The sequence below is a fragment of the uncultured Hymenobacter sp. genome, assembly GCF_964242765.1.
GTDB lineage: Bacteria > Bacteroidota > Bacteroidia > Cytophagales > Hymenobacteraceae > Hymenobacter.
Genome location: NZ_CAXTBM010000010.1, coordinates 87,022 through 112,282 on the forward strand (window position 1 = coordinate 87,022; position 25,261 = coordinate 112,282).

Genomic DNA, 25,261 nt, shown 5'->3' on the forward strand with positions numbered 1-25,261 from the left:
CTAACAGATGCGGCGCACGAAAGGGCCAGTGAAGGTAGTGCTAAAGATGTATTGATTATGCCACCGGTGCGGCTCGTATTATCATCTGAACAGTACGTTGACTTTTATCCCTTGGGACTACCTTGATATTTACCATTGCGCAAAGCGAGTGTCTTCCGACGCAGGAGAAATCTGAGTAGAGCCTTCGAGTAGATTAATTCAGATTCCTCCTGCGTCGGAAGGACAACTGCTCGGAGTAGGATAAAGCTGTAAAACCTAACCTCACTGCGCAACCAATGGGCAAAAAAAAAGGCCCAAAGCACATGCTTCGGGCCTTTTCTAGTTGATAGTCGATGACTACTTGGTTCCTACTTCTTCATAATCTACATCGGTTACGTTGTCGTGAGGCTGGCCTTGCTGGCCGTTGCCATTCGGCTGGCCGGCACCGCCGAAGGGGTTGCCACCATCAGCGCCGGGCTGGCCGTCGGCACCACCTTGGGTGGCGGCGTACATCTCCTGCGAGGCAGCCTGCCAAGCGGCGTTGATAGCCTCCATGGCGGTGTCAATCTGGCTGATATCTTTGCTCTCGTGGGCCTTCTTGAGGTCGCCAAGGGCATTTTCAACGGCCGTCTTGTTGCCAGCGCTCAGTTTGTCGCCGTACTCTTTCAACTGCTTCTCGGTCTGGAAGATCATCGAGTCAGCCGCGTTCACCTTGCCGATACGCTCGGTTTCAGCTTTGTCGGCTTCGGCGTTGGCAGCGGCTTCGTTGCGCATCCGCTCGATGTCGGCGTCGGTGAGACCCGACGAAGCTTCGATGCGGATCTTCTGCTCTTTGCCGGTGCCTTTGTCCTTGGCCGATACGTGCAGAATACCGTTAGCGTCGATGTCGAAGGTTACTTCGATTTGCGGAACGCCGCGGGGTGCTGGCGGAATCGAGTCGAGGTGGAAGCGGCCAATGGTGCGGTTCTGCGAAGCCAGCGGACGCTCGCCTTGCAACACGTGGATTTCCACCGAAGGTTGATTGTCGGAAGCCGTGGAGAAAGTCTCGGACTTCTTGGTCGGAATAGTCGTGTTCGACTCGATGAGCTTGGTCATAACGCCGCCCATCGTCTCAATGCCCAACGAAAGCGGGGTTACGTCGAGCAGGAGTACATCTTTCACTTCACCGGTCAGTACACCACCTTGGATAGCAGCGCCGATGGCCACTACTTCGTCGGGGTTAACACCTTTTGAAGGCTTCTTACCGAAGAACTTCTCTACTTCTTCCTGGATGCGCGGAATACGGGTCGAACCACCTACGAGGATAACTTCGTTGATATCCGATGTGCTCAAACCGGCGTCTTGCAGTGCCTTTTTGCAGGGTTCCATCGACCGACGCACGAGGCTGTCAGCTAGCTGCTCGAACTTGGCGCGGCTCAGTTTCACCACCAAGTGCTTGGGACCCGAAGCCGTGGCCGTTACATACGGCAGGTTGATTTCAGTCTCGGTCGAAGAAGACAGTTCCACTTTGGCTTTCTCGGCAGCTTCTTTTAAGCGCTGAAGAGCCATAGCATCTTTACGCAGGTCGAGGCCTTCGTTTTCGCTAGCGAAAGTTTCTGCCAAGAAGTTGATGATTACTTGGTCGAAGTCGTCACCGCCGAGGTGGGTGTCACCGTTGGTAGAAAGTACTTCAAATACGCCGTCGCCGAGCTCCAGAATAGAGATATCGAAGGTGCCACCGCCAAGGTCGTACACAGCAATCTTCTGGTCGGTGTGCTTTTTGTCGAGGCCGTAGGCCAAGGCAGCAGCAGTCGGCTCGTTGATGATGCGCTTCACATCAAGGCCGGCAATGGCACCAGCTTCTTTAGTAGCCTGGCGCTGGGCGTCGTTGAAGTAAGCAGGAACCGTAATAACGGCTTCCGTCACGGTCTGGCCGAGGTAGTCTTCAGCAGTCTGCTTCATTTTCTGAAGCACCATCGCCGAAATCTCCTGCGGCGTATATTGACGGTCGCCAATTTTCACGGCAACCGTGCTATTAGAACCGCGCTCTAGCGCGTAGGATACGTTTTTAGCTTCTTCAGTCACTTCGCCAAAGCCGCGGCCCATGAAGCGTTTGATCGACTGAATAGTATTCGTAGGGTTGGTAATGGCTTGACGTTTGGCCGGGTCACCGACTTTCCGCTCGCCCTTACCGTTGTCCAGGAAAGCTACAATCGACGGAGTCGTCCGCCGGCCTTCGCTGTTCGGAATTACCACCGGCTCGTTGCCTTCCATTACGGCCACGCACGAGTTGGTGGTTCCGAGGTCAATACCAATTATTTTGCCCATTTTAATGGTGTTTATGGAGTAGTTGAGGTGTCAGGTTATAAGTGCGAATCATTCGCACGGGGGGAGTTACAAGGCTCGTACCAGCCCCAGCAAAGTGCTTTATTTGTGACAGATTGTCATTTTTAAAGGTGCACCATACGAACTATCCGCCGGACTGACTTCTATGAAATTTCTGGATGCGGCATATTCTGCCAGCAGGGCAGGGTATGGTGCGGCTAGCGTAAGCTAGCAAGAGTTACGTGCAGCTATGACCAAACTCTAACATCAACAGTGCGCTTACGCATCAGCCACCTTTGAATAAAGTTAGTTTGATAAGCATAAGGCCCATCCTGTAACAGGAAAGTATGGGACATTAAAAACTTTCCATTCTTATACCATACCGCAATACCAGTTACACCTGTAAGCAAGTCACGCAGATATTGGATAGCGGCGGCTGCATCTTCAGCAGGCAGATTTTCAATGTTTTTCTGCTCGTCAAAATTGCTGAAATGATGATGGTGTTCAGCAAAATATACTGTCAACTCATTACAATCAGTAGATATACATAACTCGTAACCAGACGGTGACCGAACCTCGATTTCAAAATAATCTTCTTGCTCTTTTACCGAATCCTTGAAAGCAGGAAAGGCATCTAATAATATTTGCAAGCTCTGCGCTGCATAGGATGAGAGCATAGACAATTATAAATTAGGTGTCATTCGGAATGATGGTAGCTATTTATAGCTTACTTGTAGCGCTGATATACTGAAGTATTTGTTGTATGCCTGTGTCAAGCAAGAACTTAATGCTATTGCTTTTCTAAAAAGCCAGCTATGGTCTGCTCCCACAACGCTTTATTTTTGCGCCAATAAGGTTCGTGGCCGGAACGAGGGAAATCTTGCCGTTGCTTGGGGCCGCGTAGGTTGGCGAAAATGGCATCGGTTTCTTGGCGCGTTACGCGCGGGTCGGCTTCACCCCACATGAGCAGGGTGGGGGTGCTGATAGTGGTTGCGAAGTGGGTGGCATCTAAATCAAATGCCCAAAAGTTGTTTTGCACCCCACCCCAAAACACTAGTAGGTTGGCCAATGGGAAAGGCGGCACATGCATGGATTGAAAACGGTTGGCCGCCGTTTCAAGCATGCTGCCGTAGGGGCATTCGATAAGGTTAGCCGTTGGGCGTGCGCCTAGTTCACTCTCAGCCCGCAGAATGGCTTCGGCGCCCATGGAGTTGCCGTAGAGCACCACGGAGCCGGGCCGGCGTTGCAGCCAGCGCGTTACGGCCGCCACATCGGCGGCTTCGTGGTAACCCACCGTGCAGACGTTGCCCGTGGAGCCGCCGTTACCAGCAAAATCGGTGAGAAGCACGGAGTAACCAACACTGCGGAAATAGGCGGCTTCGGTTAGCAGCTTGCTTTTGCAGCTAGTATAGCCGTGAAACAGCGCCACGGTGCCGCGGGGCCGTGCAACCGGACTGTACCAGGTTTCTAATAGACCATTGGGGCTACTGAGGTAGATAGTACGGTACGGGAAGGCTGGCGTGACTTGGTTGCGAGGCTTCGGATTTTTGAGGCCCGTAAGCAAAACGCCAAATTTTTGCAGCGGCGTAAGGTGCTCGGGGTTATCGGTGTGGGGGCCGGCTTCGGCGGTGAAATGCGTGAAGCGCCAGGCATGAAAAAACGCTACTGCATTAACAACTACCAACCCCAGCACCGCCAGCAAAAGCAGTTGCCGGAGGCGCTGGGGTTTGCGCGAAGAAGTTCTGGCCATTAGCCGCGCCCGTTACGGCTGCTGCCGGTGGCACCCGGCTTACGGCCGGCCCCGCCCCGCCCGGCCGGACCAGTACTGCCGCGCCCTGCCGATTTAGGACCGGGCTTGCTGCCGGTTTTGCCAGGGGTTGCTTTGCCACCACCTGCCTTGCCACCCGTAGGCTTTGCCTTGAAAGTGCCCCCGCTGTTGCGGCCCGAGCCCCGGCTCCCTGCCGAACGGCCATCACCATCAATTGCTTTCGGGTTGCCTGCTCCCCCAAAACCGCCTCGGCTGTAGCCCCCAGCGCTATTCTGGGCCGGCTTGGCGCCAGCCGGACGGACGCCCCCCGGCCAGAAGGTTTCAGCCTTGCCAGGCGTTTTGAAGGTGCCGGCTGCCGCTGTTTGGGCCGCCATATCTTCTTTCAGGGCCTGTACTTCCTGGTCGGTTAGCTCGCGCCATTTGCCGGGCGCCAGGTCTTCCGCGCGCAGCTCGGCAATGCCCACGCGGACTAGCCGCAGCGTCGGGAAGCCTACGGCCGCCGTCATCTTGCGCACCTGCCGGTTCATGCCCTGCGAAATTGTGATTTCAATCCAACTGGTAGGGATGTTGGCCCGAAAGCGAACGGGCTTGCTACGGGGCCACAGCTCGGTGTCGTTGGGCAACAAGCGGGCTTCGGCGGGGGAGGTAAAGCCGCTTTTGATGTCCACGCCGCGGCGCAGCGTCTCCAACGCTTCTTCGGTCGGAATGCCTTCTACCTGCACCCAGTAGGTCTTGGCTACTTTAAAGCGAGGTTCGGAAAGGCGATGCTGGAGCTGCTTGTCGTCGGTGAGCAGCACGAGGCCTTCGGAATCGAAATCCAGCCGCCCGACGGGGTAAATGTTCGGAATGGCTACAAAGTCCTTGAGCGTGGCACGGCCTTGCTCGTCGGTGAATTGAGTGAGGACTTCGTAGGGTTTGTTGACCAGAATGTAACGCATAACGCAAAGTTACGCGCCTTTTGGGCCTTTCACTACTTTCCACGCACCCCGCGCCACCACGGCAAGCTAGGAAGCGGGGTAGTGCCCAACGTAACCAACTCGCCAAGCTGGGGTGTGGTGAGTGGCAAATGCAGACGCATAGCCGCGGCGGTGGCCCGTTCGATGGGGTCGGTCCAGGCGTGGTTGGCTTCGGTGAAGGCGGCCCAATGAACTGGCAGCATCACCTTCCCACGCACATCAACAGCCGCCTGCACGCTTTGCTCGGGCATCATATGAATCTCGGCCCAATCTTCATTGTATTGGCCGCATTCCATCAAAGCGAGGTCGAAGGGGCCATAGGTGGCGCCAATGGCTTTAAAATGGGGGCCGTAGCCCCCGTCGCCGCTGTAAAAGATGCGTTTCGTGCTGGACTTAAGCACCCAGGAGCTCCACAGTGTGGAATTGCGGTTGGTCAGGCCGCGGCCCGAAAAGTGGCGGCTGGGCGTGCACACCACCGTTAGGCCGTCCACTTGCGCTTCGTCGCCCCAGTTCATTTCCGTGATGCGCTCCGGGGCCACGCCCCACGCTCGTAGGTGCGGACCAATGCCCAACGGCACGTAGAAACGAGCAACTTTGCTTTTGAGACGCCGGATGGTTTGGTAGTCGAGGTGGTCGTAGTGGTCATGTGAAATCAACACGGCGTCGATGGCCGGCAGTTGCTCGGGGCTGATGGGCAGGATGGAATTGTAGCGAGCAGGCGTCAGCCAGGCGCTAGGCCCCAGGTCGACGCTCAGCATGGGGTCGAGCAAGATATTTTTCCCGGCTAGTTCCACCAAGCTAGCCGAGTGCCCAAACCACGTTACGCGCACGAGGTCTGGCGTTTTGCGCGTGATGCCAAGCGAGTCCAGTTGCTGCATAGGCAACGGCCCAGTTGGCGTGGCGTGCGGGTCTTTGTGAAAAATAAACTTCCACATGGTGGCCGCGAAGCTGCCGCCAGTCGAGACGGAAGTAGGCACTAGATTTACAAACTCACCGTCCTGATAATGCCCCGACTGTGCGTAAATCTGCCGCTCGGCCTTGGTGGGCTTGCCGCCGAACTCCGAGCTTAGTCCTGTGAAGGCCACTGCTGCCAGTAGAATAGTGCCGATGATGCCGCTCGTTGTCAAAAGGAAGCGTTTTAGTGGTTTTCTCATGCGTGTACGCCTACCTATTGCACGTTCAGGTATGCTGTGATGGTTGGCACATGCAGTACCTGTCTTCGCTTTCCAATGTAGGCCACGGCTACCTTAGCCTCCCGAAGCGGCAAGCAATTCAGTAGCAAGGACGTTTCAGCGTTGATTTTACTTTACCTGAACCAGTAGTATCGTACTGCTGGCGCTTCGCCTTACACGCCGCCTGAATACTTGCGTGTGGCCCACTCCACCGTCACCAGAGCCAGAATTAGGAAGAACAGCCACTTCAGGTTGATGAGGTCCTTTAAGTCTTCTTGGGAATAGATGACGGGCTTGTAATCGGCTTTCAGGATGTCCTGAGTGAGCTGGGTGAATTGCTGCGGATAATAGAGCCGGGAACCGCTGCGGCGCGCGAGTTGATAGAGTAGATTATGGTCGGCGCGGGCGTCGAGGGCTTCTAGCTGCTGCTCCTGAATCAGTAGTTCGCCGCGGTCTTGCTGAGGTTGGCCGTTGAGGTTGGCACGGGCGGCGTAGCGGTAAAAGCCGCCGGGCAGCGTACCAATGTGCAGGGGCGCGCCGTCTTCGGAATTAGTGTAGCTGAAGGTGCGGGTTTTCTGCTGCTCATCGGTAAGCGTGAGCGTGATTTGCTGGCCGTAGGTGCGCTCGAAAATAGCGTTGTAGGTCTCAGCACCGAAGGTTACGTCGTCTTGGGTACTGAAAGCATCCTGCGTGGGGTACACGTCGAGACGCTTTTTGTTGGCATTCTGGGTGAGCAGTTGCAGGGTGCGGACGATGAGCCGGTCGTAGGCATCGGGCCGGTCATCGTGCTCCACGGCTTCCTGCAGGCGCCACTGCCAGCTACCTTCCGTGAGTAGCGTAGCCTGGCGCTGCGCCGCGGTGCCCCCGAATACCAACAGCGGCTTTTGCGTGCGAAGGCGGCCTACCTGCTGAAACAACGCTGCTTCAGCCCCACCACTCAGGCGTATGTCGCCGAACGGAACTGGTGCGGGTGGGTAGGAAGTGAAGCGGCGTAGCGCGTCTTCCTCGAAAGTGAACCGCGAAAAGCTGGGGTTGAGCACGGGCGTTACCTCGTCGGTTTGCGAGCCGCGGGGTAGCACCGTCAGGCCCGCGCCGGCGCTGTTGTAGGCATTGAAGTCCGATTGTGCCCCCAAAATGTAGAGGGCCGGAATCCGGCGGCTCCGCACCTGCGCCAGCACCTCCGCGCCCGCGCCGTCCCGCGCTGGTAGCTGGTGCAGGATAGCCACATCGTAATCCTGGCTTTTCAATGGGCTGATGCCGGGCAAATACGTGACGAGGTCGAAGTTGTCGTTCTGCTGAATGGCGGCGCGTAAGGCTTTCAAATCGGGGTGAGGGGCCGCGCCGGCTAGCAACACCCGTAGCTTGCCTTTCACAATTTCGACGTAGGCAAACTTGCTGTTGTTGAGCGTAGTGAACTCGCTGGGTTGGGTTGCAACCACCACTTCGTAACGGCGCTTACCGGGCGCGGGCGCCACAAGGGTAAATGTGGTTTTGGTGCGCCGCTGGCCGGCCGGTAGGCGGACGCGCTGCGTTTGCAGCACCCGGCCATTCTCGCGCAATTGTACTACCGCCGTGCCGCCCGCAAAACCATCATACGTCACCTCGGCTTCAATTGGAAACTTGTTGCCGCTGAACGCCACTCGGTTGTAGTTCAGCGTGGGCAGGTTCAGGTCTTTCTTGGGCAGCGTGTCGCCCACCGCCACCGAATAGATTGGGAAGTTGAACTCCGAGTAAGCAGGGGAGCGGCCTTGGTTGACAATACCATCCGACACCAGCACTACCCCCGCCAAATTGCGGCCCTCATACGTCTCGCGGACGCCAGTGAGCAGTTCATCCAGATTGGTAGCAGCAGCGTTGAACTGCACCGAGTCGGGCGCCACAGGGCGGGCGGTAGCAGCGCCAAGCGTGCGGGTTTCCACGTTGAAGCCCCGGCCGCGCAGGGTTTCGGTGAGCTGTTGCAGCCCCGTTTTGGCTTGCCTGAGCACGGCCGGCGGCGTGAACAGCCCCACCGACTGCGAGTTGTCGACGGCCAGCACTAGCGTGGGCTTTTCGGTGGTGTTGGTGGTCGTTTTGAGGAAGGGCGAAAGCAGCAGAAAGCACAACAAGCTCACCACCACAAAACGCAGCGCGGCTAGCCCGAGGTTGAGCGCCTTGCTCCAAGGGGCCTTCGCTGAGTACAACAGAGCCGCATAGCCCGCGCCCGCAGCCAGGCACAGCAGAATAAACCAGGGAGAAGCAGCGACGGAAATCAAAGACAGGAATAGCGAGTGAGAATACCAAGAACCCTAAAACAGGCCGTAGAGTTGCGTGCCTTAGTTTAGCCGCCGCTACTGAAGAGCGGCGTGGGCTAAGTTAGGGAGTTGCGAGGGAGGATATAGAATTGGCAGCTGTCCCTACATTTAATCACCGATGTTACGCAGTGCCTGTGCTGACTCGCTGGAAATACCCTTTCACTGCGCTGGTAAAGTGCCTTTCCAGCAAGTAAGCGCAAGTCGTGCGTAAGTAACATCAGTTAATCACACAACTACAAAAGATATGACTAGCAAATTGACAAGTCAAGTCGTTGCTTTTAAAGAAATTCCTGATTTTAAGACAGATATTTTTGTTGATTGGGCATTAGAGATGATGGTTCTTGGCTATGAATCGGAAGCTCTCTATACATTGGCAGGACTAAAGAAGCCTGCATTATTTTATGAGACAATAAGTTACGTGAAAGAGGCTTTGAAAGACCTAGGCATAAACATAAAAGAAGGTGAGGAAGCGATACTGAGCTACAGCAGTTACTTCATCAAAAAGATTGCAACAGGTGAAGATGTAAAGGAGAATTTGGCAAGGGTATATAGATACTGCCGGGATCATAACTACGAGAGTTGCGTTTATGATTTTTACTTGCTCTGGTGGGCTTGGGACGATTTAGATTACGGCAATGAACATCAGTATTATTGGCCTGAAGCTAACGGAAAGGATATTGCAGACGTAGTTGTTGAGCAAGCTAAGAAATGGCTAATGGAGAATAGACTTCATCTTTCGGAATGAAAAAGAGTAATTTCTTACAGGTTCTAAACCTGTTCACTGCATCTCCACTAACTCCTTGCTTTCAAACATCCGCACTGCTGAAATCACCTTTTCCGTCAGCGGAATTCGGTTTCTGTAGCGTTTTCCAGTTGCGCTTGCAAAGGCAAATAGGTTACTGGCGTAGCCTGGAATTACGGCAGGCGTAACAGCAGCATTTCCGAAGGTTCCTGCTCAGTCAGAAAAGCCCGTACCTGTTCCAGGTGAGCAAGCAGAAAAGCAGCTAAGTCCTTCACTGGCACTTGCGCATTGATAATTGCTATGACTTTGGGCGGAAATCCTTCGATGAGCAGTAGCCGGATAAAGTCTTCATCTTTCGTTAGCAGATGGAAGTTGTGCTGTTTGGCGTAGCGCCAGATAGAGGTATCGGGGCTACTGGCAAGCTGAATGTCCCGGACGTGCAGGACAGCTTCGCAGTGCGGGCGTAGGTTGTTACTCGCCAGGAAATATTCTCATCAAGCAGCAGACGCATGAGGTCAGGCGGCTACTAGAACGATGCTTTCCTTGTAGGCCGCGTACAGCAGGCACGCCCGGATTTGGGGTGGCCCCAGGGCTGGAAAGTCTTCCTGAATCTGCTCTGGCCTCATGCCGTTGGCTAGCATCTCCAGCACTTCTGCTACCGTAGTGCGGGTGCCTTTCACTACGGGCTTACCAAAGCGAACCTCGGGATTCAGGCCGATGTACTGCGTTATTTCAATCGGGTTCATGAGGGAAGATACGGGTTTGAAAGAAAGCAGGACGGCGCTTTTCGTTTACCGCACTTCCACCAACTCCTTGCTCTCCAACATCCGCACTGGCGAAATCACCTTCTCCGTGAGCGGAATCTGGTTGCCGTAGCGCTCCTTGAGCTTCGCTTGCACGGCGGGGTGGCTGAGGTCGAATTCGCGGAGGGTTTCAAGTTGGCCGATTTGGCGGCCGGTGGCCTGCTGGTACATTTTCCAGAGCAACTCCGAGCAGTAAATTCGGTCGTCGGACCAGCCGAAGTAGAGGTCGTAGCTCTTACCACGGTATTGCTCACCCGCGGTCTGCAGCCGTTGCAAGGCGGCAGGAGTAAGAACCGTTTCGGCATCGCGCAGGCGCTTTACTACGAATCGGCCACGTTGGCCCCGCGCTGTCCAGGCGGCAAGGGAGGTTTCGCTTACGGGCTGTACGGCCTCGAATACGCGCCATTCCCCGTTGCGCTTGAACAAGATGCCGCAGTGGCTGTAGGGCGAATGGGTGGCAAGTTGAATGGCCCGACTTTGAGCGGAGGTGGACGTCTGAAAAATCAGGTCCCCGTCGTGAAGCTTGGGTGCAAGAATTGCTACAGCAGTTTCGGCGTGGCGGGCCTGCTGGTAGCGGGTGAGGCGGTGTTGCAGGCGCGGATACGCCAATGTAGCCAAAGCCAGCAGCAGTACTAGAAACAGTAGAAATGTAAGCTTCATGAGTAGGCGTCAGCCCAAACAAGTGAGGCTGCTGGCTAAAGATAGGCGCTTTGCTACCGGCGCCCCAAACGCTCAGCACGACCTACCGCAATGCCAATTCAAGCTGGACCTTCTTCCGCCGCCTGGCCACCAGTGCTATGCAAAACAAGATGCCGCCCGCAACCAGCGCCGCCCCTATCCATTCGGGTGAGGTGTAGCCCAGGCCGGCCGCAATGGGCAGCCCGCCCAAGTAAGCGCCCAGCGCGTTGCCAGTATTGAAGCCCGATTGGCTGAGCGAAGAAGCTAGCATTTCCGAGCCCTTCGCCGACCGAATCATTAGCATTTGGATGGGGGCCGCCGTCGAGAAAGCCAGAGCGCCCGTCAGCATGGTTATCAGGATGGTAGGAATCTGGTAGTGCGCCGCAACCGGAATTACGAGCAAGGAGGTGGCCATAGCCAGCAACAGCCACGTGGTAGCCCGGAGCGGCGACATACGGTCGGTAAGCCAACCGCCCAGAATGTTGCCCAGGGCCATGCCCACGCCCGCCAGCACCATCAGGAAGGTAACGGCGTTGTTGCTGAAGCCCGATACCTCCGTAAACAACGGCACGATGTAGCTGAACCACGCAAAAAACCCTCCGTTGCCGAGGATGGTAATGCCAATAATCATCCAGGGCTCTAAGTGGGTAAAGGCCTGAAACTCTTGCCGCAGGTTGCTTTCCTTGGCGGGCAGGTTGGGCAGCCAGCGCCACACGCTCAGCACTGTAAGCAGGGCCACCACCACAATCAGCACGAAAGGAATCCGCCAGCTGTAGGTATGCCCCAAATAAGTGCCAATGGGCACGCCGATGATGTTGGCAATGGTGAGGCCCGCAAACATGATGGATATTGCCTGCGCTTCCTTGCCCGGCTCGGCCAAGCGGCCCGCCACCACCGCACCCACCCCAAAGAAGGCACCGTGCGGCAAGCCGGAAATAAACCGGGTCAAGACCATAAGCTCGTAGTTGGGAGCCAACACGGAAAGTCCGTTACCGACAGCAAACAAGCCCATCAGTAAGGCCAGAATCTTCTTGGGTGCAAGCTTGCCCGTGAGGGCCACCAACAACGGCGCGCCCACTACTACCCCCAGCGCATACGCCGAAATAAAGTGCCCCGCCTCGGGAATGGTGATGCGCATAGCGCTAGCTATATCGGGCAGAATGCCCATCATGACGAATTCCGTCATGCCGATGCCGAACCCGCCCAATGTGAGGGGAACCAGTGCAAGTTTTGATTTCATGAAAAGCTTGGCTGCGCTTGAAATGGCGCGACGGGTACGTGTTGAGCTACGAGGTTTCCTGACCGAAGCCTGACAACCCCAAGTTCTTTGTTGTTGTTTGAAAAAGCCGATTTTCCGGCGAAGGCCTCTGCAAAGGTACCCTAACTTGACGTAGCGCACGCCTTTCGACTGAACCTATCCACGGATTGCTTTCAACAACAGTTCAGTGGCAAGTCGTTTATTCGGCGGCAGTAGGGAGTGTAGACAGCAAACTAAAGGCCGTCCTGCTTCATCTGGCATCCGCTTATCGAAGCAGGACGGTCAACAGATTCTGCTGGTGTCCTTTCAACAAATATTCATCAGTAGTTAGCTGTATCGCTCAGCTAATGTCCTTCGTAAGCTGAACAACGTATAGAACATTTGTCAGTTGTTTTTATATTCAATGCCTAAACAACAGGCTGTAGTACCTCCCGGATAGAACCCGGCCGTGGGAGGATCGTTGAAGTTGGCATTCGTTTCCAGTTGTCTAGGCTCTCCGCCCACCTTTGTTGCCTGCAAGACATGCCCCCAAGTCCGAATGGTTGCTGTTTGTTAATTGGCTTTATCCCATGGCGCGCGCCCCGCGGTTAAAGGTAAGGCTGCTCGTGCCCCGCAGCGCGTGGGATGATCAAGCTCTGGTGCGCGCCCTGAGTGAGGGCGATACGCGGGCCTTTGCCGAAGTGTACGAGCGGTACTGGTATCAGCTGCTGTGCGTGGCGTACCGCAAGCTCAACTCGCGGGAAGCCGCCGAAGAAGTGGTGCAAGACGTATTTACCTCGCTCTGGCACAAGCGCCAAACCAACCACATTCAGTGCCTCAAAAGCTACCTGTTCACGGCCGTCCGCTACCGCATCATCGACCTGATTAAGCTGCGCCTCTCGGAAACCGGCTACCTGCACTACAGCCGCGCCCATCTGCCGGAGCCCGACCACAGCACCGAAGACACCATTGCCGCCCACGACTTATCGGGCGCTTTGGAAGCCAGCTTGACGCATCTGCCAGAACACACGCGGCAAGTATTTCTGATGAGCCGATTCGAACACCAATCGGTACCCGAAATCGCCGGCCAACTCAACCTCTCCCGCAAAACCGTGGAGTACCACCTCACGCGCGCCCTAAAGCTGCTCCGCGTTAGCCTGCGCGACTTTATTGCCGTGCTGCTAGTGTACCTCTGGTAGCATTTGCCACGCCAGTAGCGCGAACGGCATGCAGCGCTACACTGCATAGTGTATGCCACCAGAACGATGTAGAGACGCGACACTTCGCGTCTCCTCGTTGAACGACCTAATCCATGTGGCTTGAACAACGTCAGCAACGCCGAGACGCGAAGTGTCGCGTCTCTACATCGTTCTGGTGCTAAACCAAATATGTTCTGAAAGGCTCAGAAGCCCAACTGCCGCCCGATAGTTGGGCTTTTTTGCGAAATATTTTCACAATAGGCTAGGGTGCAAGCGCAGTTGGCCGACTATAGGGATAGAAGCCTCGTCCTGTGATTCAAACAACTATACGATACTATATGGATAAGGCAGATTTACGGGACGTATTGCAGCGCTATCAGCAGGGAACTTGCACTGCGGAAGAAAAGCGCTTAGTCGAGAATTGGTACCAGGCATTAGGTGATGAGCAGGAACTACGCGTAACGTCACAAGAGCAGGAAGCCATTCGGCTCGCCCTCTGGAACCGAATCAGTGAACAAACTATCAACCTAAAAGAAGATCCCGAAGATCGGGCGTGGTTGGCGGCGCCAGCTGCGCGGTGGGCCGCAGCGGCCGTGCTGGCCTTGGGCTTAGGGATAGGAGCCCGGCAATTCTGGCCGGTAGTTAAACCGCAAGTGGTTGGCACTACGGCCACACCAGCTACGCAATGGGTGGTGTATCCTAACCATAGTCAGCGGGTGGTCAGCATTACCCTGCCCGATAGTAGCCGGGTGCAGCTTTCGCCGGGCAGCCAGTTGAAGTACCCTCGCCGGTTTGGGGCGAAGCAACGGCCGGTGTATTTGGTGGGCAAAGCTTTTTTCAAAGTGCAGCGCGATACCGCGCGTCCATTTCAGGTGTACACCACCCAAATGCTGACCACCGTACTAGGCACCAGCTTCACGGTGCAGGCCTACCAAGGCCAGAAAGAGGCGGTGGTGGAAGTGAAAACGGGGCGCGTGCGCGTGAGTCCGCGCCCCGTGGCCAGCGCCTCAGCCAGCAAAGCCCTGCCCGCCGCCATTGTGGTGCTACCCAACCAGCAGGCGGTATACTCGCCTGGGCGCCAGCAGTTGCAGCGTGAGTTGGTGGCGCAGCCGGTACAGTTGACGTCGCAGTCGTTTGTGTTCGACGACCGGCCCGTGGCGGAAGTGCTGACGGCGCTGGAAAAAGCCTACGGTGTGCACATCGTATTCGACAACAAGGCGTTGGCGAGTTGCACCGTAACGCTGGCCCTGCGCAATAAGTCGCTGTACGGCAAGCTCGATGTGCTCTGCAAAACGCTGGGCGCCTCCTACGAAGAAGAGAATGCGCAAATCCTGTTTCACGGTCCCGGCTGCCAGGGTAGCTAATCCGGGGCTGCCACCTAATTCCTTGCACTTGCCTATGAGTAGATAGCCGCCCCGCATGCCACCTTCTGCCAGTGCTGTTGTCACCTGTCGTTTCGGGGGATGGGCGCTGGCAGACCGCGAAAAACTCTCGCCTCGTCATGAGACTCCACTTAATTCCCACTTTCGCATGATTCCCTTATTACCCCATTCCCCTTCCGGCCGCTTCCTCCGGCGCGTGGTATTCGCCCAAACGCTGGGCATTACCCTGCTAAGCACGGTTAGTTTGGCTTCGCCGCACCCCTCCAAGGCCCAAGATTTCTTGGAGCAGCCCATTACGCTCGAAACCCGCAACCAGCCCATGTACGCGGTGCTGAACAAGATTGAAAGCCAGTCGGATGTGCGGTTTCAGTACAGCAAGCAGCTAATCGGCGCTAGTCGGCGCGTGTCGATAACGGCCACCGATGAGCCGCTGGCCGATGTGCTACACAAGCTGCTCGACCCGTTGCACATCAAGTACGAGGCTGTAGAAGACGACATCATTCTTAAGCCACTTACCACCGCCGATATCAACGTAACCGGCCGGGTGCTCGACGAAACCGGCTCGGGCTTGCCCGGCGTGAACGTGGTAGTGAAAGGCACTTCCAACGGCACCCAAACCGGCCCCGACGGCACCTACACCCTCACCGCCCCCGACAATGGCACCCTGGTGTTTTCGTTTGTGGGCTACACCGCGCAGGAAGTGGCCATCGGGGGCCGCACCACCGTCGACCTCACCATGGCGCCCGACAGCAAGGCGCTGAGTGAGGTAGTGGTAGTGGGGTACGGCACGCAAAGTAAGCGCGACCTGACCGGGGCCGTAGCCCGCGTGGAAGGCGACGAAATTGTGAATCAGCCGGTGCAAACGCCCACCCAAGCCTTGCAGGGCAAGATTGCCGGCGTGCAAATCACCACCAACGGCGCGCCTAACTCGCAGCCCACGGTGCGCATCCGGGGCACGGGCACGTTGCTGGCCGGCGCCAACCCGCTCTACGTGGTGGACGGCGTGCAAACCACCGATATCCGCAACCTAAGCAACGCCGACATCGAAACCATCGACGTGCTGAAGGATGCCTCGGCGGCGGCTATTTACGGGGTGCGCGGGGCCAACGGCGTTATCATCATCACCACCAAGAAAGGCAAGCTCGGCAAGCCGATTCTGAGCTACAGCGCCACCGGCGGCTTCAAGCAGGCCGCCCGCCTCGTGGACATGGCCAGCGCCGACCAATACGTGAGCTACCTCCGCGACACGTCGCCGACTACCACCATTCCCGACTTCTCGGGTACTACCGATTGGTACGACGAGATTCTGCGCCGCAGCACCTACCAGAACCACAATCTGGCCGTTTCTGGTGCTAGTGAGAATGTTCGTTACTACTTCTCGGGCAATCTGCTACAGGATGATGGCATCGTCATCAACAACAAGTTTCAGCGCCTCACCGTCCGCTCCAACACGGCGTTCGACCTGTCCGACAAGGTGACGATCAGCTCGCAGGCCTCGTTTAGCCATGCTGATGCGCGCGACGTGAACATCGGGACGGCTTACGGCAATGCCTACCGGGCGGCGCCGATTATTCTGGCCAAGGTGGGCGACTTGTACGGCAACACTTCGGCTTTCGGCAACGTGGGCAACCCGGTGCTCGATATCGAGAAGAACGACAACAAGCTGCTTGAAAACCGCTTGCAAGGCAACGTGGGTATTGACGTGAAGCCCGTAACGTGGCTGACTTTCCGCTCGGCTATCAACGTGGATTTGAACGCGCTGAACCGCCGCGTGTACGACTACCAATACCTCAACGACCAGAACACCTTCCTGACCACGGGCGGCAACCAGCGCAACCAGCGCAGCAACCTCAACATCACGAAAAACGATACCTACCGCTACCTCTGGGAAAACACGGCCACGTTTCAGCAAACCTTCAACGACCAGCACAACCTGACCGTGCTGGTGGGGCAGGTGGTGGAAGAAGGCCAGTTTACGCCCTTCTCGGCTTCGCGCCGGGATGTGCCCGCCGACCCGAATCAGTGGTATCTGAACGCCGGCGACCCGAATACGGCCGTCAACGGCTTCGTTGACCCGCTCGACCCCGACCCGTTTTTGCCGGCCAAGGACCGCCGCATTTCGTTCTTGGGGCGCGTCAACTACACGTTCAAGGACCGGTACCTGTTCACGACCAACCTGCGGCGTGACGCGACGTCGAAGTTCAACCAGGACCGCCGCAACGGCTTTTTCCCTTCGGTAGGCTTGGGCTGGGTGGTTTCCGACGAAGCCTTTCTGCAAGACAACGGCGTGCTGAACTTCTTCAAGCTACGCGCCAGCTTCGGGCAACTCGGCAACGACCAGATTCCGGCCAACTCGTACGTGGTAACGGCCAATTCCAACATTCCCTACGTCATCAATGACCAGCCGGTGCTCGGGGCGACCATCACGCAGCTCAAGGACCAGAACGTGCGCTGGGAAACCACCACCGAGTACGACGTGGCCGTGGAGTTTGGCTTGCTCGACAACCGCCTGACCGGTGAAGTAACCTACTACGACAAAACCACTTCCGACGCCCTGATTCCGGTTACCATCCCCGGCATCCTCGGCGACCCCGACAACCAGTACATCACCAACGCCGCCGACATCACCAACAAAGGGATTGAAGCGGGCTTGAACTGGCGCGCCAGCCTCGGAGGCAGTAACGATTGGAGCTACAACTTCGGGGTGAATGCCACCTTTAACAGGAACCGCATTGCCAACCTGAACGGCGGCCAGGCCCTGTTCGGCGGCACCAACCTCGTCACGCGCTCCGACAACGGCGTGGCCGCCGGTAGCTTCTACCTTCTCGATGCCATTGGCGTGTACCAAACGGCCGATGAAATTGCCAGTTCGCCGCGCTCCACCTTCGGCACCCCGCAAATCGGCGACCTGAAGTACGCCGACACCAACGGCGACAATGTGATTGACTTGCTGGACCGCTCGTATTTCGGCTCGTACCAGCCGCCTATCTACTACGGCATCAATGGCGGGTTGAACTTCCGGAACGTAGACTTCTCGTTGGTGCTGTCGGGCAACCTCAACAACAAGGTATACAACGCCAAAAAGCAGCTGCGCACCACCGGCACCGACAACGTGGAAGCCGATTTCGCCAACGACCGGTGGACGGCCGCTAACCCTTCCAACACCAACCCACGGTCTATTCCGAGCAGTTTGCCCAACTCCACTTACTTTCTGGAATCGGGTGATTTTATGCGGCTAACCAACTTAGTGGTGGGCTACACGGTGCCGGGCACGGCGCTGGAGCGGTTCCGGTTGAGTTCGTTGCGGGTGTTTGCCTCGGCCCAAAATCTGTTCACCATCACCAACTACAGCGGCTTCACGCCGGAACTGGCGGGTGGTCCGCTCGATTCGGGCATCGAAGCCACTTCTTATCCCATCAGCCGCGTGATTACGCTGGGCCTGAATGTCAACTTCAAATAAGCTACGCCGATGTCTTTCCAACTTCCCACCTCTTTCTCGCGCCGTACCGGCACGGCGGCTTTGGCACTCACTTTGGCGCTGGTTAGCGGCTGCAACGACTACCTCGACGTGGCCCCGCAGGGCCAGCTCAGCGAAGACGCCATCCGGACCGACCCCACCGCCGCTCAAAAACTGGTTGATGGCGTGTACAACGTGTTGTACCTCGGCGGTTTCGGTCCCGACGTGCACAGCTTCCAGTTCATCATCCTGACCGATATTGCCTCCGACGACGCCGACAAAGGCAGTACGCCCAACGACTACGCTGATGCCGCCGCCGTGGACAACTTCACGCTGACATCCACCAATAGCGTCATCAATAATGTCTGGAACGGGCACTTTCAGGCCATATCGCGCGCCAACCAGGCTCTCGACAAGATTCCGCTGAGCCCCGCCCCGGAGGCCACCAAAAACCAGTTGCTAGGCGAGGTGCGCTTCCTGCGCGCGTACTTCTATTTCAACCTGGTGCGCCTCTACGGCGGCGTGCCTCTGCTCGACCGGGTGCCCGCTACTTCGGAAATCAACAACCCGGAGTTTCAGCGCCGCGCCACCGCCGAGCAGATATACCAACTTGTTGTGAGTGACTTGCAGTTTGCGGCAGATAATCTGGCGCTGAAAGCTGCCACGCAACCAGGCCGGGCCACCAAGGCCGCCGCGCAGGCTATGCTGGCCAAGGTGTATTTGTATCAGAAAAACTATCAGCAAGCCTACGCCCTAACCAACGAAATCATCCAGGTCCGGTCGGGGGCCTACGCGCTGTATCCGACGTACGCCGACGTGTGGCGCACGCCGGGCGCGAACAGCTCGGAATCCATCTTCGAAGTGCAAACGGGGATTAACGCGGCCTGCAACAACTCAGCGGTCAGCATTTACACCGTCAGCCAGGGGCCCCGCTCCGGCGGGCGTGGCGGCTGGGCTGACTTGGGCTTCGGTTTCAACACGCCCACGCAGGACCTGGCCAATGCCTACGAAGCTAACGACGTGCGCCGGGCCGGCTCTATTATCTTCATCAACCCAACGGCTCCGGCTGGTCAGCGGTCCACCGGCACCGTGCTTTGGGACGGTTTCCGGATTCCGAGCAAAGACTCGGTGGAAGGCTTGCGCTACAGCTACAAGGCTTACCACAGCCGCACCCGCGAAGCCAACTGCGGCAACAACGACTACCTGCCCAAGAACGTCCGGATCTTGCGCTACGCCGACGTGCTGCTCATCAACGCCGAAGCCGCCCTGCAAACCGGCAACGCCGGCGCCGCTGCTACCAGCCTGAACCTGGTGCGCACCCGCGCCGGCCTAGCGGGCATCACAGCTCCTACGCTCACGCAAATCTGGCAGGAGCGCCGCGTGGAGCTAGCTCTAGAGCAAGACCGGTTCTTTGACCTAGTACGCCAGGAAAGTGTGCAGCCCGGTCGTATCGTGCCCATTTTCGCCGCCCAAGGCAAAACCTTCGTGAAAGGCAAAAACGAGTTGTACCCCATCCCGCAGCCACAAATTGACCTCAGCGGCGGCCAACTCACGCAGAATCCCGGCTATTAAAAGAGCAATGCTCGACCTGAGGCTAACCCCTCCCTGTTTGCAGCAACACTGGGAGGGGCGCTAGCTTTTTAGCTCTGGCTACACTGTTGCACGCACTACTCTATGAACACAAAAATTCTCATTTTCCTGTGCTTGTTGCTGCCTGGCTTGCTCTGCGCGCAGCAGAAGCCAGCGCCGAAAAAAGCATCAACCACCAAATTCGACCCGCGGCAGCGGCCCCGCAACCTAACCGACGAGCAACTACTCGACCAAGTGCAGCGGCAAACGTTCCGCTACTTCTGGGACTTCGGGCACCCCGTGTCGGGTATGGCGCGCGAGCGGAGCAACGTGGCCTACGAGTACGGCAACGAGGTGGTGACGACCGGTGGCACGGGCTTCGGCATCATGGCCATCATCGTGGCCGCGGACCGCAAGTGGATTACGCGGGAGCAGGCCGCCACGCGCATCCTGAAAATCGTGAAGTTTCTAGAAAAATCGGATTCATTTCACGGCGTATTTCCACATTGGTTGAATGGGGAAACCGGTAAGGTCATCCGGTTCAGCCAGAAGGACGATGGGGGAGACTTGGTGGAAACGTCGTTTCTGTTTGAAGGCTTGATTTGTGCCCGCCAATACTTCACGCAGGAAACCAAAACAGAGCAGGAGCTACGCAACCACATTCTCTGGATGTGGGAAGGAGTAGAGTGGAACTGGCACACCCAAGGCAACCAAAACGTGCTATACTGGCACTGGAGCCCCAATAATGGCTGGAGCATGAACCACCAGATTCACGGTTGGAACGAGTGTCTGATCACCTACGTGCTGGCCGCGTCCTCGCCCAAATACGCCATCGACAAGAAGGTGTACGACCAAGGCTGGGCCACCGGCGACTACTTCCGCAATGGCAAGGAGTTCTATAAAACCAAACTGCCCCTGGGCTTCGATTACGGCGGCCCGCTGTTCTTCTCGCACTACACCTTCCTCGGCCTCGACCCCCGTGGCCTCAAAGATCAGTACGCCGACTACATGCAGCAAAACCAGGCGCACACCCGCATCAACTACGCCTACTGCGTCGATAACCCCAAGAAGTACAAAGGCTACGGTCCCAACAGCTGGGGCCTCACCGCCTCCGACAGCTATAAAGGCTACGCCGCCCACTCGCCTAGCGAAGACCTCGGCGTAATTTCGCCCACGGCCGCCCTCTCCGCCATGCCCTACGCGCCCGCCGAGTCGATGGCTGCCCTCAAGCACTTCTACAACGACCTCGGCGACAACATTTGGAGCGAATACGGTTTCGTCGATGGCTTCAGTGAGCACCATAATTGGTACGCCAAGTCGCACCTCGCCATCGACCAAGGGCCCATTGTGGGCATGATAGAAAACCACCGGACCGGTTTGCTCTGGAAGCTTTTCATGAGCAGCCCCGACGTGCAGCGTGGCCTCACCAAGCTCGGTTTCGAAAGCCCGCAGATCAAGAAATCAGAATGAAAAGCTTCATCCGGGGGGTGGGGTGCCTTATTTGGCTACTTCTGCTAAGCCTGGCCGCGCAGGCGCAACCCACCTCTAGCCCTGGCCAGCGCACGTACTGCAATCCGCTGAACCTAGATTACGGCTACACGCCCATCCCGAACTTCGCTGAAGCCGGCAAGCACCGCGCTACCGCCGACCCGGTTATCACGCTCTACAAGGGCGAGTATTACCTGTTCTCGACCAACCAGTGGGGCTACTGGCACAGCCCCGACCTCTACAACTGGAAGTTTATTTCGCGCTCCTTTCTGCGGCCCGAGCACAAGGTGTATGACGATTTGTGCGCGCCAGCAGTGTTCGTGCTCGGGGATACCCTGCTCGTGTATGGCTCCACGCAGGAAAAAAACTTTCCCATCTGGATGAGCACCAATCCCAAAGCCAACGAGTGGAAGCCCGCCGTCGACCCGTTCCAGATTGGCGCCTGGGACCCGGATTTTTTTCTGGATACTGATGGCAAGCTGTACCTGTATTGGGGCAGCAGCAACGTATATCCGCTCTATGGGCAGCAAATCAGCCGCAAAACTTTCCAGCCAATTGGGGAGCGGAAAGAGATGTTCGGCCTAAACGACAAGCAATTCGGCTGGCAGCGTTTCGGCGAGTACCTCGACAATACTTTCCTCGACCCGTTCATGGAAGGCGCCTGGATGAACAAGTACAACGGGCAATACTACCTCCAATATGGCGCGCCCGGCACCGAATTCAGCGGCTACGCCGACGGCGTGCAAGTGAGTGACAAACCGCTGGGTCCTTTCAAGCCGCAGCCGCACAACCCGTTTGCCTATAAGCCTGGCGGCTTTGCTCGCGGGGCCGGTCACGGCAACACCTTCCAAGACACCTACGGCAACTGGTGGCATCTGTCTACGATGGTGGTATCAGTGAAAAACAACTTCGAGCGGCGGCTCGGCTTGTGGCCCGCCGGCTTCGACAAAGACGGCGTACTCTACAGCAATACCACCTTCGGCGACTATCCGCACTATTTGCCCACCAGTTCCGAGGATCATTTGAAGAGTCGTTTCGCGGGCTGGATGCTGCTCAACTACCAGAAGCCGGTGCAAGTATCTTCCACGCTGGGCAGCTACCTGCCCAACTACGCGGTTGATGAGAGCATCCGAACGTATTGGAGCGCGGCCACGGGCAACAAAGGGGAGTATCTGCAAACCGATTTAGGTGGCCTCAACACCGTGCACGCCATCCAAATAAACTACGCCGACCAGGATGCGCAGTTTCTCGGCAAGCAGTTGAACATCTATCATCAATACAAGCTCTGGCACTCCCTGGACGGCAAGAAGTGGAAAATGCTGGTCGATAAAAGCGCCAACAAAACCGACGTACCCCACGACTACATCGAGCTAGCCGAGCCGGTCCGTACCCGCTACCTCAAGCTGGAAAATGTGCACATGCCCACTGGCAAGTTTGCCATCAGCGGCCTGCGCGTGTTCGGGCGGGGAAGTGGCTCTGTACCCGATTTGGTGAAGGGATTCGTGGTGCTCCGAACCGAGAAGGACAAGCGCAGCGCCTGGCTGAAATGGACGCCCACCGACAACGCGTATGCCTACAACATCCACGTCGGCATCAGCCCCGACAAGCTCTACAACTGCATTATGGTGCACGGCCAAAACGACTACTACTTCAAAGGCATGGACAAAGACCAGCCCTACTATTTCACCATAGAAGCCATCAACGAAAACGGCGTTTCCTCCCGTATTCCCGTCGTGACAGCGAAATAGGAGAGTACACGTGCCGCACAGTAAACCATAACGAAGTCATGCTTGATCTGACGTTAGCACGCGCGATGCTTCGATAAGCAGAAGCTAGATAAAGCACAACCCTCTACTTTCGCATTCGCTCACCTCACCATCCTACTCATAGCCCTTCATTCCCACATGAAAAGTACCTTCCGAATCGCTTTGCTGCTTTCGCTTGGCCTCTCGCTGACCCCACAGCTACAAGCCCAAAAAACCACCTTAACTGCCACTGCCGCCACGGCAGCTGCCGATGACCCCAAGATGAGTAAGTTCGTTGCGGATTTGATGCAGAAGATGACCCTGGAAGAGAAAATCGGGCAGCTAAACCTAGTATCAGTAGGCTTCGACGTGACGGGGCCAGTGGTGAGTAAAGATGTGGACGCCAACATTCGGAAGGGCAACGTAGGGGCCGTGCTCAACACCTATACGCCCGTAGCGGCGCGCAAGCTGCAAGAGTTGGCCGTGAAAGAATCGCGCCTCCACATTCCGCTGATTTTCGGCTACGACGTCATCCACGGCCACCGCACCATCTTCCCGATTCCGTTGGGAGTGGCCGCCTCCTGGGACCTGACAGCCATTGAGCGCAGTGCCCGCATTGCCGCCGAAGAAGCTGCCGCCGATGGCATCAACTGGGTGTATTCGCCGATGGTGGACATTGCCCGCGACCCACGGTGGGGCCGCATTGCCGAAGGTGGGGGCGAAGATCCATACCTCGGTGCCCAAATTGCCCGCGTAATGGTGCGCGGCTACCAAGGCACCGACATGAGCAAGCTCACCAGCGTCATGGCCTGCCTCAAGCACTTTGCCCTCTACGGCGCCGCCGAAGCCGGCCGCGACTACAACACCACCGACATGAGCCTGGTGCGCATGTACAACGAGTATCTGCCGCCCTACAAAGCTGCCATCGACGCGGGCGTGGGTTCGGTTATGAGTTCGTTCAACGACATCAACGGCATCCCCGCCACCGCTAACAAGTGGCTGATGACCGACTTGCTGCGTGGGCAGTGGGGTTTCAAAGGCTTCGTGGCCACCGACTACACCGCCATCAACGAAATGACGGCGCACGGCATGGGCAACGATGCGCAGGTGTCGGCGCTGGCCCTCAATGCCGGTATCGACCAAGACATGGTGGGCGAAATCTTCCTGAAGAACTTGGCGCAAAACCTGAAAGACGGCACCGTGAAGCAAGAGCAGATTGATGTGGCCTGCCGCCGCGTGCTAGAAGCCAAATACATCCTGGGCCTGTTCAAAGATCCGTACCGCGCCGTGACCGACAAGCGCGCGAAGGCCACCATGATGAACAAGCAGTTCATTGCCGATGCCCGCGACATCAGCCGGAAGAGCCTCGTACTGCTCAAAAACGATAAGAACACGCTGCCTCTCAAGAAGTCGGGAACCATTGCCCTGATCGGGCCGCTAGCCAACCGCCAGCGCGACATGATTGGCAACTGGAGCGGCGCCGGCGACTGGAAACAAGCCGTTTCGGTGGAGCAGGGCTTGAAGAATGTGGCCGGCAGCGCCGTGAAAGTGGTGTACGCTCAAGGCGCTAACGTCACCGACGACGAGCAGATGATAGCCCGCCTCAATGCCCACGGCGGCGAGCTAAACATCGACAAACGCACCCCAGAGGCTATGATTCAGGAAGCCATGCAGGTCGCCCAAGGCGCCGACGTAGTGGTGGCCGTAGTAGGCGAGTCGCAGGGCATGACGGGCGAAGCTGCCAGCCGCGCCGATATTGGTCTGCCGGGCCAGCAACTGGAGTTGCTTAAAGCACTAAAGAAAACTGGCAAGCCGCTGGTGCTCGTGCTCATGAACGGCCGGCCGCTCACGCTAAGCTGGGAAGACAAAAACGCCGATGCCATCCTGGAAACCTGGTTTGCGGGTTCCCAAGCCGGCAACGCCATTGCTGATGTGCTGTTCGGCAACTACAACCCGGCTGGCAAAATCACGGCTACTTTCCCCCAAACGGTGGGGCAGGTACCCCTCTACTACAACCACAAAAACACTGGCCGCCCCTACGCCGGTGTGGCGCTCGACAAGTACAAGTCGCGCTACATGGACGTTAGCAACGACCCGCTCTACCCGTTCGGGTATGGCCTAAGCTACACCACCTTCACCTACGGCAAGCCCGAACTCAGCACTACCACCCTAAGCCCCAACGCCACCCTCGATGTGAAAGTGACTGTGCAAAACACCGGCAACTACGACGGCGAAGAAGTAGCCCAACTCTATATCCGCGACATGGTTGGCTCCATCTCGCGCCCGGTAAAAGAGTTGAAAGGTTTCCAAAAAGTGATGCTGAAAAAAGGGGAGAGCCGCACCCTTACCTTCCAGCTAACCCCCGACGACCTGAAGTTCTACAACACCGACCTCAAGTTCGTATCCGAGCCCGGCGACTTCCAAGTATTCGTCGGTGGCAACTCCCGCGACGTACAAACCGCCTCCTTCAAGTTGACGGAATAGATAGTTG

18 protein-coding genes are annotated in these 25,261 nt (G+C 57.0%); 8 read left to right on the forward strand and 10 right to left on the reverse strand.

What is annotated here, in order from left to right; all coding sequences use genetic code 11:
- Positions 1 to 336 precede the first annotated feature (336 nt).
- The 6 genes from dnaK to ACFE7X_RS06200 all read right to left on the reverse strand — a co-directional run bounded on the left by dnaK (position 337) and on the right by ACFE7X_RS06200 (position 8,431).
- A complete protein-coding gene (gene dnaK, locus ACFE7X_RS06175; RefSeq protein ID WP_375434794.1) occupies positions 337 to 2,286 on the reverse strand; it encodes a molecular chaperone DnaK in 1,950 nt (649 codons plus the stop codon).
- 245 nt (positions 2,287 to 2,531) lie between these two features.
- Complete coding sequence (locus ACFE7X_RS06180) at positions 2,532 to 2,960, reverse strand: hypothetical protein (RefSeq protein WP_375434795.1); 429 nt, start codon at positions 2,958 to 2,960, stop codon at positions 2,532 to 2,534.
- Positions 2,961 to 3,073: 113 nt separating this feature from the next.
- Complete coding sequence (locus tag ACFE7X_RS06185) at positions 3,074 to 4,033, reverse strand: alpha/beta hydrolase (RefSeq protein WP_375434796.1); 960 nt, start codon at positions 4,031 to 4,033, stop codon at positions 3,074 to 3,076.
- A complete protein-coding gene (locus ACFE7X_RS06190) occupies positions 4,033 to 4,989 on the reverse strand; it encodes a pseudouridine synthase (RefSeq protein WP_375434797.1) in 957 nt (318 codons plus the stop codon). Before ACFE7X_RS06190 ends, ACFE7X_RS06185 begins: the two co-directional genes overlap by 1 nt.
- A 32-nt stretch (positions 4,990 to 5,021) precedes the next feature.
- Positions 5,022 to 6,134, reverse strand: a complete 1,113-nt coding sequence (locus tag ACFE7X_RS06195; RefSeq protein WP_375434798.1) for an MBL fold metallo-hydrolase — start codon at positions 6,132 to 6,134, stop codon at positions 5,022 to 5,024.
- A 218-nt stretch (positions 6,135 to 6,352) separates the two neighbouring features.
- Entirely contained in the window at positions 6,353 to 8,431 is a 2,079-nt protein-coding gene (locus ACFE7X_RS06200; RefSeq protein ID WP_375434799.1) for a VWA domain-containing protein, read from the reverse strand.
- Positions 8,432 to 8,714: 283 nt separating this feature from the next.
- On the opposite strand from ACFE7X_RS06200, the gene ACFE7X_RS06205 reads away from it, so the two are divergent.
- Positions 8,715 to 9,215: a hypothetical protein gene (locus ACFE7X_RS06205; RefSeq protein WP_375434800.1), complete on the forward strand. Its 501-nt coding sequence runs from the start codon at positions 8,715 to 8,717 to the stop codon at positions 9,213 to 9,215.
- 170 nt (positions 9,216 to 9,385) lie between these two features.
- Here the strand turns inward: ACFE7X_RS06205 and ACFE7X_RS06210 are convergent, their stop codons facing one another.
- From ACFE7X_RS06210 to ACFE7X_RS06225, 4 genes are all read right to left on the reverse strand, one after another.
- Positions 9,386 to 9,694 carry a DUF5615 family PIN-like protein gene (locus ACFE7X_RS06210; protein WP_375434825.1) on the reverse strand — a complete coding sequence of 103 codons (309 nt, stop codon included), beginning with the start codon at positions 9,692 to 9,694 and terminating at the stop codon, positions 9,386 to 9,388.
- A 33-nt stretch (positions 9,695 to 9,727) separates the two neighbouring features.
- On the reverse strand, positions 9,728 to 9,958 hold the full coding sequence (locus tag ACFE7X_RS06215; protein ID WP_375434801.1) for a DUF433 domain-containing protein: 231 nt from the start codon (positions 9,956 to 9,958) through the stop codon (positions 9,728 to 9,730).
- Between the two features lie 45 nt (positions 9,959 to 10,003).
- Positions 10,004 to 10,675 (reverse strand): YiiX family permuted papain-like enzyme, encoded by a 672-nt coding sequence (locus ACFE7X_RS06220; RefSeq protein WP_375434802.1) that lies wholly within the window; start codon positions 10,673 to 10,675, stop codon positions 10,004 to 10,006.
- 82 nt (positions 10,676 to 10,757) lie between these two features.
- Positions 10,758 to 11,933, reverse strand: a complete 1,176-nt coding sequence (locus ACFE7X_RS06225; RefSeq protein ID WP_375434803.1) for an MFS transporter — start codon at positions 11,931 to 11,933, stop codon at positions 10,758 to 10,760.
- Positions 11,934 to 12,520: 587 nt separating this feature from the next.
- Here ACFE7X_RS06225 and ACFE7X_RS06230 point away from each other — a divergent pair.
- The 7 genes from ACFE7X_RS06230 (at position 12,521) to bglX (ending at position 25,254) form a co-directional block, all read left to right on the forward strand.
- Positions 12,521 to 13,129: an RNA polymerase sigma-70 factor gene (locus tag ACFE7X_RS06230; RefSeq protein ID WP_375434804.1), complete on the forward strand. Its 609-nt coding sequence runs from the start codon at positions 12,521 to 12,523 to the stop codon at positions 13,127 to 13,129.
- A gap of 338 nt (positions 13,130 to 13,467) precedes the next feature.
- Positions 13,468 to 14,493 (forward strand): FecR family protein, encoded by a 1,026-nt coding sequence (locus tag ACFE7X_RS06235; RefSeq protein ID WP_375434805.1) that lies wholly within the window; start codon positions 13,468 to 13,470, stop codon positions 14,491 to 14,493.
- A 166-nt stretch (positions 14,494 to 14,659) separates the two neighbouring features.
- A complete protein-coding gene (locus tag ACFE7X_RS06240) occupies positions 14,660 to 17,971 on the forward strand; it encodes a SusC/RagA family TonB-linked outer membrane protein (RefSeq protein ID WP_375434806.1) in 3,312 nt (1,103 codons plus the stop codon).
- 9 nt (positions 17,972 to 17,980) lie between these two features.
- Complete coding sequence (locus ACFE7X_RS06245; RefSeq protein WP_375434807.1) at positions 17,981 to 19,540, forward strand: RagB/SusD family nutrient uptake outer membrane protein; 1,560 nt, start codon at positions 17,981 to 17,983, stop codon at positions 19,538 to 19,540.
- 102 nt (positions 19,541 to 19,642) lie between these two features.
- Positions 19,643 to 21,007 carry a glucoamylase family protein gene (locus ACFE7X_RS06250; protein WP_375434808.1) on the forward strand — a complete coding sequence of 455 codons (1,365 nt, stop codon included), beginning with the start codon at positions 19,643 to 19,645 and terminating at the stop codon, positions 21,005 to 21,007.
- Positions 21,004 to 22,773, forward strand: a complete 1,770-nt coding sequence (locus ACFE7X_RS06255; RefSeq protein ID WP_375434809.1) for a family 43 glycosylhydrolase — start codon at positions 21,004 to 21,006, stop codon at positions 22,771 to 22,773. Before ACFE7X_RS06250 ends, ACFE7X_RS06255 begins: the two co-directional genes overlap by 4 nt.
- Before the next feature lie 156 nt (positions 22,774 to 22,929).
- Positions 22,930 to 25,254, forward strand: a complete 2,325-nt coding sequence (gene bglX, locus ACFE7X_RS06260) for a beta-glucosidase BglX (RefSeq protein WP_375434810.1) — start codon at positions 22,930 to 22,932, stop codon at positions 25,252 to 25,254.
- Positions 25,255 to 25,261: the final 7 nt, after the last annotated feature.